This is a genomic window from Bradyrhizobium sp. WSM4874 (assembly GCF_055811835.1).
The window spans coordinates 95,410-111,635 of the sequence record NZ_JBVVPR010000011.1; the positions used below are offsets into that span (position 1 = coordinate 95,410).

At 64.4% G+C, this 16,226-nt stretch carries 14 protein-coding genes; 10 read left to right on the forward strand and 4 right to left on the reverse strand.

What is annotated here, in order from left to right:
• Window positions 1-207: 207 nt before the first annotated feature.
• A complete protein-coding gene (locus AC0L3P_RS14235; protein WP_275169312.1) occupies window positions 208-1,509 on the forward strand; it encodes an MFS transporter in 1,302 nt (433 codons plus the stop codon).
• Window positions 1,510-1,515: 6 nt separating this feature from the next.
• On the opposite strand, the gene AC0L3P_RS14240 is transcribed toward AC0L3P_RS14235, so the two are convergent.
• Window positions 1,516-3,039, reverse strand: coding sequence for a glycosyl hydrolase family 79 N-terminal domain-containing protein (locus AC0L3P_RS14240; protein ID WP_473302278.1), 1,524 nt, complete (start codon window positions 3,037-3,039; stop codon window positions 1,516-1,518).
• Window positions 3,040-3,251: 212 nt separating this feature from the next.
• Here AC0L3P_RS14240 and AC0L3P_RS14245 point away from each other — a divergent pair, with 212 nt between their 5' ends.
• From AC0L3P_RS14245 to AC0L3P_RS14280, 8 genes are read left to right on the forward strand one after another with little or no spacing between them, the layout of a single operon-like run.
• The gene (locus AC0L3P_RS14245; protein ID WP_275169310.1) at window positions 3,252-4,601 is read left to right on the forward strand and encodes an ABC transporter substrate-binding protein; all 1,350 of its coding nucleotides are present in this window, start codon (window positions 3,252-3,254) and stop codon (window positions 4,599-4,601) included.
• Between the two features lie 40 nt (window positions 4,602-4,641).
• On the forward strand, window positions 4,642-5,574 hold the full coding sequence (locus tag AC0L3P_RS14250; protein ID WP_275169309.1) for an ABC transporter permease: 933 nt from the start codon (window positions 4,642-4,644) through the stop codon (window positions 5,572-5,574).
• Window positions 5,571-6,476, forward strand: a complete 906-nt coding sequence (locus AC0L3P_RS14255; protein WP_275169308.1) for an ABC transporter permease — start codon at window positions 5,571-5,573, stop codon at window positions 6,474-6,476. The genes AC0L3P_RS14250 and AC0L3P_RS14255 overlap by 4 nt, the downstream gene beginning before the upstream one ends.
• 8 nt (window positions 6,477-6,484) lie before the next feature.
• Window positions 6,485-7,591, forward strand: a complete 1,107-nt coding sequence (locus AC0L3P_RS14260; RefSeq protein WP_275169307.1) for an ABC transporter ATP-binding protein — start codon at window positions 6,485-6,487, stop codon at window positions 7,589-7,591.
• A gap of 21 nt (window positions 7,592-7,612) precedes the next feature.
• Complete coding sequence (locus tag AC0L3P_RS14265; RefSeq protein ID WP_275169306.1) at window positions 7,613-8,104, forward strand: (2Fe-2S)-binding protein; 492 nt, start codon at window positions 7,613-7,615, stop codon at window positions 8,102-8,104.
• Between the two features lie 2 nt (window positions 8,105-8,106).
• The gene (locus tag AC0L3P_RS14270; RefSeq protein WP_275169305.1) at window positions 8,107-10,494 is read left to right on the forward strand and encodes a xanthine dehydrogenase family protein molybdopterin-binding subunit; all 2,388 of its coding nucleotides are present in this window, start codon (window positions 8,107-8,109) and stop codon (window positions 10,492-10,494) included.
• An 11-nt stretch (window positions 10,495-10,505) separates the two neighbouring features.
• Entirely contained in the window at window positions 10,506-11,303 is a 798-nt protein-coding gene (locus AC0L3P_RS14275; protein ID WP_275169304.1) for an FAD binding domain-containing protein, read from the forward strand.
• 17 nt (window positions 11,304-11,320) lie between these two features.
• A complete protein-coding gene (locus AC0L3P_RS14280; RefSeq protein WP_275169303.1) occupies window positions 11,321-12,808 on the forward strand; it encodes an amidase in 1,488 nt (495 codons plus the stop codon).
• 3 nt (window positions 12,809-12,811) lie between these two features.
• On the opposite strand, the gene AC0L3P_RS14285 is transcribed toward AC0L3P_RS14280, so the two are convergent.
• Window positions 12,812-13,711 (reverse strand): LysR substrate-binding domain-containing protein, encoded by a 900-nt coding sequence (locus tag AC0L3P_RS14285; protein WP_027519799.1) that lies wholly within the window; start codon window positions 13,709-13,711, stop codon window positions 12,812-12,814.
• Window positions 13,712-13,909: 198 nt separating this feature from the next.
• On the opposite strand from AC0L3P_RS14285, the gene AC0L3P_RS14290 reads away from it, so the two are divergent.
• Entirely contained in the window at window positions 13,910-14,707 is a 798-nt protein-coding gene (locus tag AC0L3P_RS14290; protein ID WP_275169302.1) for a fumarylacetoacetate hydrolase family protein, read from the forward strand.
• 191 nt (window positions 14,708-14,898) lie between these two features.
• On the opposite strand, the gene AC0L3P_RS14295 is transcribed toward AC0L3P_RS14290, so the two are convergent.
• Both AC0L3P_RS14295 and AC0L3P_RS14300 read right to left on the reverse strand, forming a co-directional pair.
• Entirely contained in the window at window positions 14,899-15,750 is an 852-nt protein-coding gene (locus AC0L3P_RS14295; protein WP_275169301.1) for an HpcH/HpaI aldolase/citrate lyase family protein, read from the reverse strand.
• The gene (locus AC0L3P_RS14300) at window positions 15,750-16,202 is read right to left on the reverse strand and encodes a MaoC family dehydratase (protein WP_473302279.1); all 453 of its coding nucleotides are present in this window, start codon (window positions 16,200-16,202) and stop codon (window positions 15,750-15,752) included. Before AC0L3P_RS14300 ends, AC0L3P_RS14295 begins: the two co-directional genes overlap by 1 nt.
• Between the last annotated feature and the right edge of the window lie 24 nt (window positions 16,203-16,226).

Sequence of the window (16,226 nt, forward strand, 5' to 3'; positions counted from 1 at the left end):
CGCTGCCGGGCGGTCGCAGTACCGGAGCACCGGTCCTCGCCAAGCTCCTCCCTGTGGTTATGGGTCCCGGCCTTCGCCGGGACGACGGTGAGGAGGCAGTGGCGCGAAAATCTCGCATCGTGATTTGGGGAGACCTGACACTCCCACAAGTTGCAACCGCCACAACGTTTAGCCATGATGCCACCTGGAATTTTGGGGCGGATGGTAATGACGGCAGCATCGGGGATCTCCACGGCGAGGGAGAAATCGACGACGGCGCATGTGGTGTGGGCGAGTGCGCTCGGCACCGCGATCGAGTGGTACGACTTCCTGATCTACGGCACGGCGGCGGCGCTGGTGCTGAACAAGCTGTTCTTCCCGAGCTTCGATCCCTTCGTCGGCACGCTGGCGGCGTTCTCGACCTATGCGGTCGGCTTCGTCGCGCGGCCGATCGGCGGCGCGATCATCGGGCATTATGGCGACCGGCTCGGCCGCAAGAAGATGCTGGTCGCGACCATGATGGCGATGGGACTGGGCACGTTCCTGATCGGCTGCCTGCCGACCTACAGCCAGATCGGCGTCTGGGCGCCGATCTTCCTCGTCATTTTGCGCTTCGTCCAGGGCATCGGGCTCGGTGGCGAGTGGAGCGGCGCCGTGGTCATGGTGGCCGAGCACGCCGGCAACCGCCGCGGCTTCTACGGCAGCCTGGTGCAGATCGGCTTCCCCGTCGGCGTCGCCGCCTCCACCGGCATTTTTGGTCTGATGACGCAGCTGCCCGAAGCGGACTTCCTGAGCTGGGGCTGGCGCGTGCCGTTTCTGATCAGCATCCTGCTCGTCGGCGTCGGGTTCATCGTGCGGCTGAAACTCGCGGAGACGCCGCACTTCAAGGAGGTGCTCGAGCGCAAGGAGGTGCTGGCGCAGCCGGCGCTGGAAGTCCTGCGCCGCGATTGGCGCAGCTTCCTGCTGGCGGTCGGTATCACCGTGTCCGAAGTCGGGCTCGCTTATCTCCTCACTGTCTTCACCGTGGTCTATGCAACGACGCAGCTCGGCCTGCCGCGGCAGGTGATCCTAAATGCGGTGGTCTATGCCGCACTCGTCGAGCTCGCGACGCTGCCTCTCGCCGGCTGGCTGTCCGACATCTTCGGCCGCAAAGCGCTGTATCTCGCCGGCGGCGTGTTCTCGGTGGCGTTGGCGTTTCCGTTGTTCTGGTTCCTCGACACCAGGGAGCCGGCCCTGATCACGCTCGCGCTCGTCGTCACGATGACACTGACGCATGCGCTGCTGTTCGGGCCGAAGGCTGCCTTCATGCCGGAGCTGTTCCGCACTCAGGTGCGCTACAGCGGCGCATCGCTGGGAGCCAACGTTGCCGCCGCGCTCAGTGGCGGCTTCTCGCCGCTGATCGCAACCGCGTTGCTCGCGTGGGCCGGTTCCTATTGGGCGGTGTCGGTCTACATCATCGCGCTCTCGATCATCACGATCGTCGCAACCCTGATGGCGCCGGAGACGGCGCGGGACTCGCTCAGATCCTGAACGCGGTCATCGGCACGCCGGGTTCGCAGCGCCCGGGACGACGAGGAAGGTGATGGTCTCAGGCGCGAGGCGCACTGCGCTGGCCGCAGTCTTGCGCGCGGCGAGGTGCGGCAGCCCATCTTCGTCGGTCAGCGCGAGCGTCTTGCCGTTCAGTTGCACGGTTGCACCATTCAGTCCTGCTGCCTGCAAAGTGTAGCGTTTGGCGGACAGCGGTAACATGATCGTGCGCGTTGCGCTGCGCGAGATATTGATCGCGAGCACGGTCACGGCGCCGCGCATCGACGGGTGACAGTGCGCGTAGACATGGAGGCCGGGCGCCATCGCTGCGCCTGCGCCGAGCACCGTCGTGCCCATCAACCGATGCCAGAGCAGCGCGCCCCAATAATTGGGTCTCGGGCGGAACGTCTTCTCGTCCAGCAATCCGTAATCGCTCGCGGCCAGCGTGTTGTGCATCACCACTTGAACGCCAGCCTTGGCCAGGCCTCCGAGCTGGTCGAGATAGCGGAACGTATCGGGGAAAGTCTTATCCCAGCGGTTGCCGCCGCAAGCGGCATCGGCGGTTTCCGTCAGCCAGATCGGTTTGCTCGGCGCGAATTCATCGCGCAGGCCACGGTAGATCGACAGCGTCGCATCGGTTCGGGCGAGCCATTCTTCGGACAACGCGCGTGCCGGCTCATCGCGGCCGCCGCAGCGTGGTGAGATCGTGTTGTAGTGATGGTACGAGAAGCGATCGACGTCGGCTCCGGAATTGGCAAGCAGATCGCGGGTGCGAATACTTGACGCGGAAGAGGACGTGGAATCGCCGACCGAGCCCGGGCCGACGATCAGTGTTTCCGGCGCCGCGCGCCGTATCCAGTCGCGAAAGACGTCGAAATCGCGAACATAGGCTTTCGCGTCATATCCTCGCGGCGCTCCGCTCATCGCCGCGAGCGTCGGCTCGTTCATGAATTCGGCGGCGGCGATGTGGCCGCTCAGCGAACGCGTATAGTCGATTAGGGGTTGCGCCTGATCCCGCCTCCAAAGGCCATCCGCATCGCGGCTGCCCGGGCTGATGGCAAAGGAGGTGACGATCTCCGCACCAGTCGCGCGCGCAAAGTCGACGACGCCGCGCCACTGCGCGCGGCTTAGCACTGCGTCGAATCCCGGGGGCGGTGCAGCCGGCGCATTCGCGGTGTCGGCGAAGAACGTCGCATTGGCCCAGGTGCCACTCACGCGCAGATACGCCGGCGACAACGCCACCGCGAGCTTGCGCAGACGCGTGTTGCCGAGATCGATTGGAGGTCTGTAACTGTAGCGATCCTTGTCAACCCGCGTGCGCATCGTTTGCGGATAAGGCTTCCAGAACCGCCCGCCGGTCAGCTCCACCATCTCGATGTTGTAGGACTGGAAGCGGGGATCGACGGTGCCGATCGCTTGCAGCCCCGCAGGTGCGATCGGCACGGCGCCGGCGTGCGCCGCGCACGATGTTCCGGCCGCGAGCAGCGCAAGCCTTGTCGCACGTGCTGCGTGAAAAAGTCCGCCGCGCCGCATTCGCCGTCTTGTATGCACGTCCTGACGCCTTCTTATGCGTGCTGCCAAAAGCAAATGCAGCCGTCCGAACCATTAGCCTCCCTTATAGCGCGAATTTTTACTTCCAATTTTACTTCGCAAAGTTCCGCCCATAGCCTCCTGTGCAATCGATCATATCGCAGCCGGTCAATGGCGATCGGTGCGAGCGTTCATCGTAACCAACGAGGGTTGCCATGCTTGACAGGGACAAGGGGACATCCACTGCCAATCCGGCGGGGACGAGCGACAAGCCTGCGAAAAAGCTGAGCAGGCGCACGCTGTTGAAGGGCGCCGCGGCGGTGGCCGGCGCGGCCGCAGGATCGGACGCGATCCGCGGATTCCCGACCATCTGGGCGCAGGAGATCAAGGATATCGAGCTGCGCCATGTCGGCGTGTCCTATTCGGTGGTGAAGGCGATCGGTGACCAGGCGGCCAAGGATCTCGGCTTCAAGGTAACGATGCAGAACCTCGACACCTCCGCCGCCATCAACCGCTTCATAAGCCAGCCTAATACGGTCGATATCGCCGATCTCGAGGGCTGGCAGGCCAAGCTCGCCGCCAAGCGCGGCGTGATCCAGGGCATCGAGGTCAAGAAGGTCAAGGAGTTCGACAACATCCTGCCGATCTTCACCAAGGGCGAGATCGACGGCCACAAGATCCCGCGCCAGGGCATCTCGCCCTACGAGGCCATGTATATCGCCAAGCCCGATTCGACCGACCTCAACGACGGCGTCACGGAATGGGCGACGTTCCTGCCACAGGTCTACAACGCCGACTCCATCGGCTACCGCCCCGACCTCGTCGGCCATGAAGTCACGGAATGGAAGGATCTGATCGACCCGAAATTCAAAGGCAAGGCCGCGATCCTCGACGTGCCCGCGATCGGCATCATGGACGCCGCGCTCTGCTTCGAAAGCGCCGGCCTGATCAACTACGGCAACAAGGGCAACATGACCAAGGAGGAGATCGACTTCACCTGCAACAAGCTGATCGAGCTCAAGAAGCAGGGCCAGTTCCGCGCGACCTGGACCACCTTCGACCAGTCGGTGCAGTTGATGGCGGCGGGTGAAGTGGTGATCCAGTCGATGTGGTCGCCGGCGGTTGCCGCGGTGCGCGTGAAAGAAATCCCCTGCGTCTACGCGCCGGTCAACATCAAGAACGGCAAGGAAGGCTATCGCGGCTGGTGCAACGGCATGGGCCTGATGAAGCATCTCTCCGGCAAGAAGCTGGACGCGGCCTACGAATATCTCAACTGGTATCTGTCGGGTTGGCAGGGCGGCTTCGTCGCCCGCTACGGCTATTACAGCCCGGTGCCTTCGACTGCGAAGAAATTCCTCACGCCGGCCGAATGGGCATTCTGGTACGAGGGCCAGCCGGCGCCCGAGGTGGTCAACGACCCCTATGGCGTGCCGATGGAGAAGAGCGGCACCAAACGCGACGGCGGCTCGTTCCTCGACCGCGTCAAGAACATTTCCTGTTGGAACACGCTAATGGACGAAGCCGCCTACATGAACAAGCGCTGGAACGACTTCAAGGTGGCCTGAAACCTGCTTTCCCTGACGTGAACGAAGCGCCGGCGCGGCGATGCGCCGGTGCCAAAAGATCGACTTCGAGGCGTTTGCCGACATGCAGCCAAGTCTTAGTCCAGCTCAAACCTCACCACGCGCAAATCTCGCCGGCTGGCTCTACGTGTCGCCGCTCGTGCTGGTGCTGGTGCCGTTCTTCGTGGCGCCGATCCTGGTCGTGCTGGCGGCGAGCTTTTTCGCCACTGACGGCTTTGGCGGGCTGACGCCGGGTTTCACGCTCGCAAGCTATGTCGAGGTGCTGCATTCGGCACTGACGCTGAAACTGTATCTGGCGACGATCAAGTTCACGGTTCTGACCTGGATCTTCACGCTGATCATTGGCTTCTTCGTCGCATACTTCCTGGTTTTCCACGTCCGCAACCAATTACTGGCGATTGGTCTGTTCCTGCTCTGCACGGTACCGTTCTGGACCTCGAACATCATCCGGATGATTTCCTGGATTCCGCTCCTCGGCAAGGAAGGCCTGATCAACCAGGTGCTGCTGGGGCTCGGTGTGATCCGCCAGCCGCTCGAAGTGTTGCTGTTCTCCGACCTCGCGGTGGTCATCGCTTATGTCCATCAGCTCACCATTTTCATGATCGTGCCGATCTTCAATTCCATGGCACGGATCGACAAGAAGCTGATCGAGGCCGCGATCGATGCAGGCGCCAGCCGTTTCGACATCATGCGTCTGATCGTGGTCCCGATGTCCAAGAGCGGCATCGCGCTCGGCACCATCTTCGTCGTCTCGATCGTGATGGGCGATTTCTTCGTGGTCAAGGTGATGTCCGGCGGCGGCTCGGCCTCGGTGGTGAGCGCATTCTACGAGGACGTCGGTGTATTGCAATATCCGACCGCAGCCGCGAGCGCGGTGCTGCTGACGCTGGTTCTGGTCGCGATCGTCTCGCTGATCCTGCGCACCGTCGACATCAGGCAGGAGATCACGCGATGAGCGCGGTTCTCGCCGACATGCCCAAAACCGACATGTCAAAGATGGTCGCGCCCGCGACGACCAAGGCGATAGCACCGAGCAAGGGCGGCCGGCCGTGGACGTTCTATCTTCTGGCGACGCTATTCGGGTTCTATGTGATCGCGCTGTACGGCCCGATGTTCTGCATCTACGTCCTGTCGTTCCAGGACATCCGCGGCGGCCTCGTCTTCCCGATGAAGGGACAGTCGCTACACTGGTTCGTCGATCTCTTCACCCAGGTGCGGACCGGCGACGTCAAGGGCTCGTTCGATCGTTCGATCAAGCTCGCCGTCATTGTCACCGTCATCACGGTGGTTGTCTCGTTCCTCGCCGGTCTCGGTTTTCGCAAGCGCTTTCGCGGCGACACCGTCGTGTTCTACATGATGATCGGCAGCCTGGTCGCGCCCGGTCTCGTGCTCGGCCTCGGCACCGGTCTGTTATTCCAGGCCCTCGGGCTCAATGCGAGCTGGTACACCTCGGCGCTCGGCGCGCAACTGTCCTGGACGCTGCCGTTCGGCGTGCTCGTAATGTTTGCGGTGATGTCGCGCTTCAACCACGTCTGGGAGGAGGCGGCCTACGACCTCGGCGCCAGCCGCTGGCAATCGATCCGGCTGGTGATGATCCCGGTACTGGCGCCCGGCCTGGTCGCGGTCGCGCTGTTCGGCTTCACGCTCTCCTACGACGAGTTTGCGCGTAGCCTTCAGACCGCGGGCTCACTGAACACACTGCCGCTGGAGATCTGGAGCATGACCCTGAACGTCACGTCGCCCTCGCTTTACGCGCTCGGCACGGTGACGACGATCGTCTCCTTCATCGTCATCGGCGCGAGCCTGGGCAGCATCGTGCTGATCCAAAAGAAGCGTGGCAGCAGCACAAAGGGTTGAGCTCGGAAATGAAGAGCGATCGCGGCGATATCGAACTGGCGGGCATCTGCAAGAGCTTTGACGGCGTCACCAATGTGGTGGACGGCGTCAATCTCAAGATCGCCGACGGCGCCTATTGCTGCTTCATCGGCCCGTCCGGCTGCGGCAAGACCACGATTCTGCGCATGATCGCGGGGCATGAAGACCCGAGTGCGGGTGAGATCGTGATCGGCGGCCAGAACGTCGTCGGTCTCGCGCCGGTGCAGCGGCGCACCGCGATGATGTTTCAGTCCTACGCGCTGTTCCCGCACCTAACCGTGCGCGACAACATCGCGTTCGCCTTGCGCGTGCGCGGCATGTCGAAGGCCGATCGTCTGCGCGCTGCGGATGCCATGATCGAGAAGGTGCGTCTGACGCAATTCGCCGACCGCCTGCCGGCCCAGCTCTCCGGCGGCCAGCAGCAGCGTGTGGCGCTGGCGCGCGCGGCGATCACCGAGCCGAGGGTACTTTTGCTCGACGAACCGCTCTCCGCGCTCGACGAGCAGCTCCGCGTGCAGATGCGTCAGGAGCTCAGGCGGATGCAGCAGGAGCTCGGCATCACCTTCATCCATGTCACCCACACCCAGCTTGAGGCGATCGCACTCGCCGATCTGGTCGTGGTGATGGAGCAGGGCAAGATCAAGCAGGCGGGAGCGGCGCGCGACGTCTATGCCCATCCGCACGATCGTTACGTCGCCGAATTTATGGGCGGGCAGAACGTCCTGTCGGGGCGGGTCGAGAAGGTCAACGGTTCGACCTTTACGCTCGCGCAGGCCGCGCCTGACGGCATCGAGGTCCCGCTTCAGGCGCGGTCCACGGTCAGCGTCGGTGACAGGATCGATATCGCCGTGCGTCGCGACGATGTCGCGCTGGTCCGGCCGGGCAGGGAGCTGCCGCCGGGCTGCTCCACCTCACTGCCAAGCCGCGTGCTCGCGATCGAGTACCAGGGCTATTTCGTCAAGGTCATGCTGGACACCGTGCCGGACGATGCGTTCGTCGCCTATGTGCCGGAAAAGACTTTTTTCGCGGATCCCTTCACCGTCGGCGACGTCGTGATGGCCACATGGGCCACCGGCAGCGCGCTTCCACTCGCCTAAAGACCCGTCGCGCACAGGAGTATGACCGTGCAGATATCCTTCACACTCAATGGCCGGCCCACGATCGTGGACGTCGAACCGGCGACGCTCGTCGCCGAGCTGCTGCGCGAGCAGCTCAATCTCACCGGCACTCATATCGGCTGCGACACCAGCCAGTGCGGCGCCTGCGTGGTGCATCTCGACGGCCTGCCGGTGAAGAGCTGCACGCTGCTGGCGCCCGCGCTCGACGGTGCGACGCTGCTCACCATCGAGGGGCTTCAAGGTGCGCCCGGTTCGAACCGGCTGCATCCGATGCAGGAAGCGTTTCGCGAGCATCACGGTCTGCAATGCGGTTTTTGCACGCCCGGCATGCTGATGACGGCGGTGGCGCTCGCGACCGAGAGGCCGGACCTGACGGAAGCCGACGTCCGCCACGGCCTTGAAGGCAATATCTGCCGTTGCACCGGCTATCAGAACATCGTCGTCTCGGTCATGGCTGGCGCCGCCGCCATGAACGCCGCCAGGGGAGAGTGACCATGGGCAACGTGATCGGGATCGGCGCTTCACCCAAACGGAAAGAGGACCAGCGCTTCCTCACCGGCCGCGGCAATTACGTCTCCGACATCAAGCGTCCGGGCATGACGGCGGGCGTGTTCGTGCGCTCGCCGCACGGACACGCGATCCTGCGCAGTATCGACAAGAGTGCCGCACTCGCATCGCCCGGCGTCATCGCGGTCCTGACCGGCGAGGATGCCGCCGCGGACAAGTTAGGCTCGCTGCCCTGCGGCTGGGGTATCACGGACGCCAAGGGCGTGCCGATGAAGGAGCCGCCGTTCCCGATGCTGGCGCAGGGCAAGGTGCGCTTCGTCGGCGACATGGTCGCCTTCGTCGTCGCGGAGACGCCGGCACAGGCCAGCGCTGCAGCCGAGCTGCTGACGGTCGATTACGAGGTGCTGCCCTCGGTGGTCGGCGTGCTCGAAGCCGTGCGACCCGGCGCGCCGCAACTGTTCGACGATGTTCCGAACAACATCTGTTGCGATTGGGAGCTGGGCGACAAGGCGGCGGTCGAGACCGCGTTCCGGAAAGCGGCGCATGTCGCAAAGCTTAGTCTCGTCAACAACAGGCTGATCGGCAACCCGATGGAGCCGCGCGCTGCGATCGCCGAATACGAGCCCGGCACGGATCGCTTCACGTTGTGGACCACCAGCCAGTTCCCGCACGTCGTGCGCTTTCTGATGGGCGCGCTGGTGCTGAACATTCCGCAGCACAAGCTGCGCGTGGTCGCACCCGATGTCGGCGGCGGCTTCGGCGTCAAGCAGTTCCACTATGGCGAGGAGGCCGTGATCACCTGGGCCGCCAAGCGCGTGATGCGGCCGATCAAATGGGTTGCGAGCCGGTCGGAGGGCTACGTCTCTGATCGCCACGGCCGCGATCACGTCACAGAGGCCGAACTCGCACTCGACGAGACCGGGAAGTTTCTGGCCTTCCGTGTCAACACGCTCGCCAATATGGGCGGCTATCTCTCGACCTTCGGGCCGAACATCCCGACCAATCTCTACGGACCGCTGCTCGGCGGCGTCTACACCACGCCGGCAATCTACTGCAACGTGAAGGTGGTCTTCACCAACACCGTTCCGGTCGACGCCTATCGCGGCGCCGGCCGTCCCGAGGCGACCTTCGTGCTGGAGCGCATCGTCGACGTCGCAGCCAGCGAGATGGGCATCGACCGGGTCGAGATCCGCCGACGCAATATGATCCCGAAGGAGGCCTATCCCTACCAGACGCCGGTACTGGTGCAGTACGATTCCGGCGATCCGATGGGGTGTCTCGACGGCGCCCTTGTCGCGGCCGACGTCAAGAACTTCGGTATCCGCAAGGCGGAGTCGGCGCGCAGGGGCAAATTCCGCGGGCTCGGCTACTCGACCTATGTCGAGGCCTGCGGCCTCGCGCCGTCGCGCTTCGCCGGACGATTGGGCGCGCGCGGCGGGCTCTATGAGAGCGCCACGGTGCGGGTGCATCCGACCGGCCAGGTCACGGTCATGATCGGCACGCACAATCACGGCCAGGGCCACGAGACGACGTTCGCGCAGATCGTCTCGGAAAAGCTCGGCGTCGCGTTTGACAACGTCGACATCGTGTTCGGCGATACCGACCGCGTGCAGTTCGGCATGGGCACCTACGGCTCGCGCTCGCTGGTGGTCGGCGGCGCGGCGCTGTCGAAGGCGACGGACAAGGTGGTCGCGAAAGGCAAGAAGATCGCGGCGCATCTGCTTGAAGCGGCCGAAGTGGATATCCAGTTCGAGGCCGGAAAATTCTCGGTCGCAGGCACCGACCGCATGAAGACGTTCGAGGAGATCGCGGGCGCCGCCTACGTCCCGCACGACTATCCGCTCGAAGTGCTGGAGCCGGGACTGGAAGAGCAGGCTTATTACGATCCCGTCAACTTCACCTATCCCGGCGGCTGCCACATCGCCGAGGTCGAGATCGACCCCGAAACCGGCACGGTGACGCTGGTCAATTACACCGCGGTGGACGACGTCGGCACCGTCATCAACCCGATGATCGTCGAGGGCCAGTTGCACGGCGGCATCGTGCAGGGCGTCGGTCAGGCGCTCTATGAGAACGCGGTCTATGACGAGGGCTCGGGCCAGCTGCTGTCGGGCTCGCTGATGGACTACTGCATGCCGCGCGCCGACCACATGCCGATGATGAAAATCGCGACCCATTCGACTCTGTGCACGCACACGCCGATGGGTGTAAAGGGCTGCGGCGAGGTCGGCACCATCGGTTCGCCGGCGGCGGTCATCAACGCGGTGGTCGATGCGCTGTCGCATCTCGGCGTCACCCATGTCGACATGCCGGCGACGCCGAACCGGATCTGGCGCCTGCTGCAAAACGCGTCGCTGCCGGTCGCTGCTGAATAGGGAGGATGACAATGAAGCCGTTTGCCTATCACCAGCCGGACCGGATTCCCGACGCTGCCAAACTGCTGACCTCGATCGAGGACAGCAAGCTCCTCGCCGGCGGCATGACGCTGATCCCGACGCTGAAGCAGCGGCTCGCCAGTCCGCCTGCCTTAGTCGACCTGTCGAGGCTCGGACATCTGAAGGGCATCACCGACGATGGCGCCACCATCACCATCGGTGCGATGACGCCGCATGCGGTGGTGGCCGCCTCGAAGCTGGTGAAGGCGAAGATTCCAGGTCTTGCCGCGCTGGCCTCGATGATCGGCGATCCCGCCGTGCGCATCCGCGGCACGATCGGCGGCTCCGTCGCGAACAACGATCCGGCGGCCGATTATCCGGCAGGTGTGCTCGGACTGGGCGCGACCGTCGTCACCAGCACGCGCGAGATCGCGGCCGACGGGTTCTTCCGCGGCTTGTTCGAGACCGCGCTTGAACCTGGCGAGATCATCACGGCGCTCCGCTTTCCGATGCCACTCAAGGCGGGCTACGCCAAGTTCAAGGCACCGGCGTCGCGCTATGCGCTGGTCGGCGTGTTCGTCGCGAAATTCGCCGATGGCGTTCGCGTTGCCGTGACCGGAGCAGGCTCCGGCGTATTCCGCGTTCCCCCGATGGAGGAAGCGCTGTCGCGAAGTTTCGATCCGTCCGCGATCGCGGCGATCAGGATCGATACCGACGGTCTCACCTCCGACATCCATGCCGAAGCCGACTACCGCGCGCATCTCGTCACGGTCATGGCCAAGCGCGCCGTCGACGCGGCGGTCAGCTAGCACTTTTAGGGTTGATGATGACTGATGGTTCCGGCCGAACGGCCTTCCCGCCGGCGCCGACTGGCCTTGGCTCGCTTTCCGCAACCGAGATCCTGGCCGGCTACCGGCGCAAGGCGTTCACTCCGCGCGATGTCGTCGACGACACCATTGCCGCGCTGGAGGTGACGAACGAGGCCTGCAACGCGGTGGTGACGCCGATGTACGAGCAGGCGAGGGCGGAGGCCGATCGTCTCACCAGGGAGATGCGTGCCGGCGAGGCCAAGGGGCCGCTCGCCGGTATACCCGTCACGATCAAGGATTTGGTCTTTGTCGCGGGCGTGCCGGCCTATGGCGGCTCGCCGATGAACAAGGCCTTCGTGCCCGATGTCGATGCGGCGGTTGTCTCAGCGCTGAAGGGGGCGGGTGCCATCATCACCTGCAAGACCACGACCTGCGAGTCCGGCTATAAGTTGACGGCGGACAGCCCGGTCACCGGTACCACGCGCAATCCCTGGAACCCTGGTCGCACCAGCGGCGGATCGAGCGGCGGCGCGGCGGCGGGCGTTGCCGCCGGCTGCGGTCCGATCGCGATCGGAACCGATGGCGTCGGCTCGATCCGCGTGCCCTCGTCCTTTTGCGGGGTGTTCGGTCTGAAGCCGACCTTTGGCCTGGTGCCGCGTTCGCCCGGCTTCTCGCCACCATCCTGGGGCTCGCTCGCACATACCGGGCCGATCACGCGCACGGTCGCGGATGCCGCGCTGACGCTGCAGGTCATCGCCGGCTACGATCTGCGCGATCCCGCGAGCCTGCCGGTAGCGGCGCGGCGATTCGATGCGAAGGCCGAGCCGTTGAACGGCATTCGTATCGGCGCCAGCGTCGATCTCGGCTACGCCGCCGTCAGCCCCGATGTGCGCGCGGCGTTCGGCAAGGCGCTGGCCATTCTCGATGCCTGCGGCGCGCAGGTCACCATGGATGGTCCTGGCCTTGATCCCGGCATCCTCGAGCACACGCTGAAGCCGATCGCCTTTACCGAACAGGCGGCCGCGGTCGCGAGCAAGAGCACGGCCGATCTCGCCAGCTCCGAAGCAGATTATCTTGACCTAGTCAGTGCCGGCCGGCGCTACAGCGGGACGGACTATATCGAAGCGGGGTATCGCCGCGGCCAGGCTCGCAGCGGTTTCCTGAAGCTTTTCGAGCGCGTCGATGCGCTGGTGACGCCGACCGTCGCGGTGACCGCGTTCGAGGCCGGCCGCCTCGGCGTCGACACGATCGACGGCGGCAAGGTCGATCCGCATCTCGGCTGGTCGCCCTTCACCTGGCCGATCAACCTCGCCGGCCTTCCGGCGGCGACGCTGCCCTGCGGCTTCGATCGCGATGGAATGCCGATCGGCCTTCAGATCGTTGCGCGCTGGCTCGACGAGCCGACGATCTTCCGCATCGCCGCCGCGTTCGAAGCGGCGCAGCCCTGGGCAAACTTCTGGCCGTCACTGGCGCTCCGCGAAAGTGCCGCGCGCGCGAAGGTATGAAGCTCAGGACAGCTCGATCGGGTCGCCGCGGCCGCTGAGCTCCTCGTCGAGGCGGAGATAGTGCGCGAGGTAGTCGTGCAAGGCGGTCGCCGCCTTCGAGGTCGCGCCGCTCGACTTGTAGAGCAGCAGCTCGATCTTCGGCAATGGCGGCAGGCCCTCGTTCGGGCCGATCTCGCGCATCGCCGGCACCAGCGCGCTGCGGCCGAGGACGGTCACGGCCATGCCGGCGAAGGCCGCCGCCTGAAGGCCGCCGACGCTTTCGCTGACGCAGGCGATGCGCCAGCGCAAATTTGCGCGTTCCAGCGTGTCGATCGCGTAGTCGCGATAGATGTTGCCGGGCGGCAGCAACGCCAGCGGAATGGGCCGTTCCTGGTGCGCGGCGGACTGCTCGCCGGTCATCCAGACCAGTTGCTCGCGCCGTACTACCTGGCCGCCCGTAAAATCGTTCATGCGGGTGACGAGCGCGATGTCGACATCGCCGCGTTTGACCAGGCCCACCAGCGGCGTCGAGAGTGCGCAATTGAGCTCGACCTGGACGCGGGGGAAGGATTTTCGGAACACGCTGAGGATCTGCGGCAGCATGAAGGCGGCATAGAGGTCGGGCGTGCCGAGCACGACCTGACCCTCGATCTCCTGTGACGCCAGTTGCGAAATCAATTCGTCATGCAACCGCAGGATGGATTTGGCGTAGGTGAGAACCGTGGTGCCGTCCTCACTCAGCGTCAGCCGGCGGCCGGCATGCTCGAACAATTGCTTCCCGGTCAACTCCTCCAGCCGCTGCAATTGCAGCGTGATGGCCGGCTGGGTGCGGCCCAGCCGCCGCGCGGTCTCGGTGATGCTGCCGGTCTCGACCACGGAGATCAGCGACCGGAGCATGCGGATATCGAGGCTGATGAGGTTCATGCGGCGTCCATGTCGCCCAGAATTTATGCAAGTTCCATGCTAGGGCGAAAGGGAGCCGGGGTGGGAAGGCTCGGTCGCAAACGGCGTGTTCTCAATTGGACGACGTGCCGGTCCAGCATTGCTGGCATACTGAATATTGATTATCAGGCGGCTCGGCGCGCATGATGCGCCCAACGAACATAAAAAGGGAGCGCAAACATGAAAGAGATCTCAGCAACGCGACGGGAGCTGCTCGCAATTGCCGCGGCCGCGAGTGCTGCCTCAATCGCGGAAGTTGCGCCGGCTGCGGCGCAGGCCGGCCCGAAACCGCTCTTTCCGGTGCCGATGGTCACCATTCCGATCATCGGCGAAACCCAGGTGTTCCAGGTCCGCCGCATCTACTGCATCGGGCGTAACTATGCGGCGCACGCGATCGAGCGGGGCTCGGACCCGAACCGCGAGCCGCCGTTCTTTTTTCAGAAGCCGACCGACGCAATCCAGAACGTCGCTGTAGGCGAGGTCGCCGATCATCCCTACCCGTCGCTGACCAAGAACTATCACCACGAGGTCGAACTGGTCGCCGCGCTGAAGTCCGCCGGCAGCAACATCCCGGCCGAGAAGGCGCTCGACCATGTCTATGGCTACGCGCTCGGCCTCGACATGACCCGGCGCGATCTCCAGAACGGGATGGCCGCGGAGAAGAAGCCCTGGGAGATCGGCAAGAGCTTCGACCACGCCGCGGTGATCGGCCCGATCCACCCGGCCAGCAAGACCGGTCATTTCGACAAGGGCGCCATTTCGCTGGCGATCAATGGCACCGTCAAGCAGAGCTCGGATCTCAGCAAGATGATCTGGAACGTGGCCGAGCAGATCGCAAAACTGTCGGAAGCGTTCGAGCTGAAGGCCGGCGACATCATCTATTCCGGCACGCCGGAGAATGTCGGCCCGGTCGTGAAGGGCGACGTGCTCTTGTGCAAGCTCGACGGCTTGCCGGACATGTCGATCAAGATCGTCTGATTGTCTTCGCCTCTCCCCGTTTGCGGAAAAGTGAGGGGCGGGACGTTTTCGCTTCGTCATGCCCGGGCTTGTCCCGGGCATCCACGTTTTTGGGTGCCGGTTGCGTGGAAGCCCGTGGATGGCCGGGACAAGCCCGGCCACGACGACGCTGAGAGCGGCTTCGATCCCATGTCGCAGCGCGGCGTCCTGATCTAGCTTTGGCCGAGGATCTTCATCGCGGCGCGAAGATGCGGCTTGTCGATCATCTGGCCGTCGAGGCGCAGGGTGCCGGAGTTCGGATTGCTCGCGAACGCCGCGATCACCTTCTCGGCCCAATTGCGCTCGGCCTCGGTCGGTTCGAACGCCGCGTTGACCACGTCGACGTGCTTGGGATGGATCAGCGCTTTCGCCGAAAAGCCGTCGCGCCGCGCCGCGCGCGTTTCCTGTTCGAGCCCCGCCAGATTGTCGATATCGGTATAGACGGTGTCGATCGGCGCGACCTCGGCCGCGGCGGCTGCCATCAGGCAGAGATCGCGCGCCAGGCGATAAGGACTGTGGAACACGCCGCCTGACGCCTTTTCAGTAGCGCCGAGCGAGGCCGAGAGATCCTCCGCGCCCCACATCAGGCCGGCGAGGCGAGGGGAGCAGCCCTTATAGCTGCCGAGCCCGAAGATCGATCCTGCGGTTTCGGTCGCGACGCAGACGATGCGTGTTGAGCCGATCGCGATACCAGCCGCAGCTTCCAAAGCTTCCAGCCAGGTCGCGACCTGCCGCACGTCGTCGCCGCCCTGCGATTTCGGCAGCACGATGCCGTCGGGCTTGCCTGGAATCACCGCGGCAAGGTCGGCGAGCGTCATGCCGGTGTCGAGCGCGTTGACGCGGACATAGAGCTGATGGGGCTTGTTGCGGCCCTTCAGCATCGCCAGCGTCAACCCGCGCGCCTCCGGCTTCTTGTCGGTGACGACGGAATCTTCGAGATCGATGATCAGCGCGTCGGCCTTGCCTTCGCTCGCCTTCTCGAATTTGCGCGGGGAGTCGCCCGGCACGAACAGCATCGAACGCATCAGACCGGCCTCTTGTGCATCATCGCCATGCGGCGGCATTTTCCGACGATCTCGTCGTTCTGGTTGAGAGCGTGGTGCTCGAACTCGACGATGCCCGCCTTGGGGCGCGATTTGGATTCCCGTAACGAAAGCACCTTCGTCGTCGCCCGCAGCGTGTCGCCATGGAAGACCGGCTTCGGAAAAGTGACGTCGGTCATGCCGAGATTGGCAACGGTGGTTCCCATGGTCGTATCATAGACCGTCATGCCGATCATGATGCCGAGGGTGTAAAGGCTGTTGAAAATGCGCTGGCCGAACTCGGTCTGGGCCGCAAAATGTGCGTCGATGTGCAGCGGCCGCGGATTGAGCGTCAGCAGGCTGAACATGGTGTTGTCCATCTCCGTGACGGTCCGCGTCAGGGGATGCCTGAACTCCTGGCCTACCGAAAACTCCTCGAAATAAAGTCCGGCCATCGCGGTCTTCCTCCCTGCGAAATA

Excerpts from the sequence above, each read along its gene's own strand:
- AC0L3P_RS14235 (WP_275169312.1), top strand. The coding sequence starts at position 208 with ATGACGGCAGCATCGGGGATCTCCACGGCGAGGGAGAAATCGACGACG.
- AC0L3P_RS14240 (WP_473302278.1), bottom strand. The coding sequence starts at position 3,039 with ATGCGGCGCGGCGGACTTTTTCACGCAGCACGTGCGACAAGGCTTGCG.
- AC0L3P_RS14245 (WP_275169310.1), top strand. The coding sequence starts at position 3,252 with ATGCTTGACAGGGACAAGGGGACATCCACTGCCAATCCGGCGGGGACG.
- AC0L3P_RS14250 (WP_275169309.1), top strand. The coding sequence starts at position 4,642 with ATGCGCCGGTGCCAAAAGATCGACTTCGAGGCGTTTGCCGACATGCAG.
- AC0L3P_RS14255 (WP_275169308.1), top strand. The coding sequence starts at position 5,571 with ATGAGCGCGGTTCTCGCCGACATGCCCAAAACCGACATGTCAAAGATG.
- AC0L3P_RS14260 (WP_275169307.1), top strand. The coding sequence starts at position 6,485 with ATGAAGAGCGATCGCGGCGATATCGAACTGGCGGGCATCTGCAAGAGC.
- AC0L3P_RS14265 (WP_275169306.1), top strand. The coding sequence starts at position 7,613 with ATGACCGTGCAGATATCCTTCACACTCAATGGCCGGCCCACGATCGTG.
- AC0L3P_RS14270 (WP_275169305.1), top strand. The coding sequence starts at position 8,107 with ATGGGCAACGTGATCGGGATCGGCGCTTCACCCAAACGGAAAGAGGAC.
- AC0L3P_RS14275 (WP_275169304.1), top strand. The coding sequence starts at position 10,506 with ATGAAGCCGTTTGCCTATCACCAGCCGGACCGGATTCCCGACGCTGCC.
- AC0L3P_RS14280 (WP_275169303.1), top strand. The coding sequence starts at position 11,321 with ATGACTGATGGTTCCGGCCGAACGGCCTTCCCGCCGGCGCCGACTGGC.
- AC0L3P_RS14285 (WP_027519799.1), bottom strand. The coding sequence starts at position 13,711 with ATGAACCTCATCAGCCTCGATATCCGCATGCTCCGGTCGCTGATCTCC.
- AC0L3P_RS14290 (WP_275169302.1), top strand. The coding sequence starts at position 13,910 with ATGAAAGAGATCTCAGCAACGCGACGGGAGCTGCTCGCAATTGCCGCG.
- AC0L3P_RS14295 (WP_275169301.1), bottom strand. The coding sequence starts at position 15,750 with ATGCGTTCGATGCTGTTCGTGCCGGGCGACTCCCCGCGCAAATTCGAG.
- AC0L3P_RS14300 (WP_473302279.1), bottom strand. The coding sequence starts at position 16,202 with ATGGCCGGACTTTATTTCGAGGAGTTTTCGGTAGGCCAGGAGTTCAGG.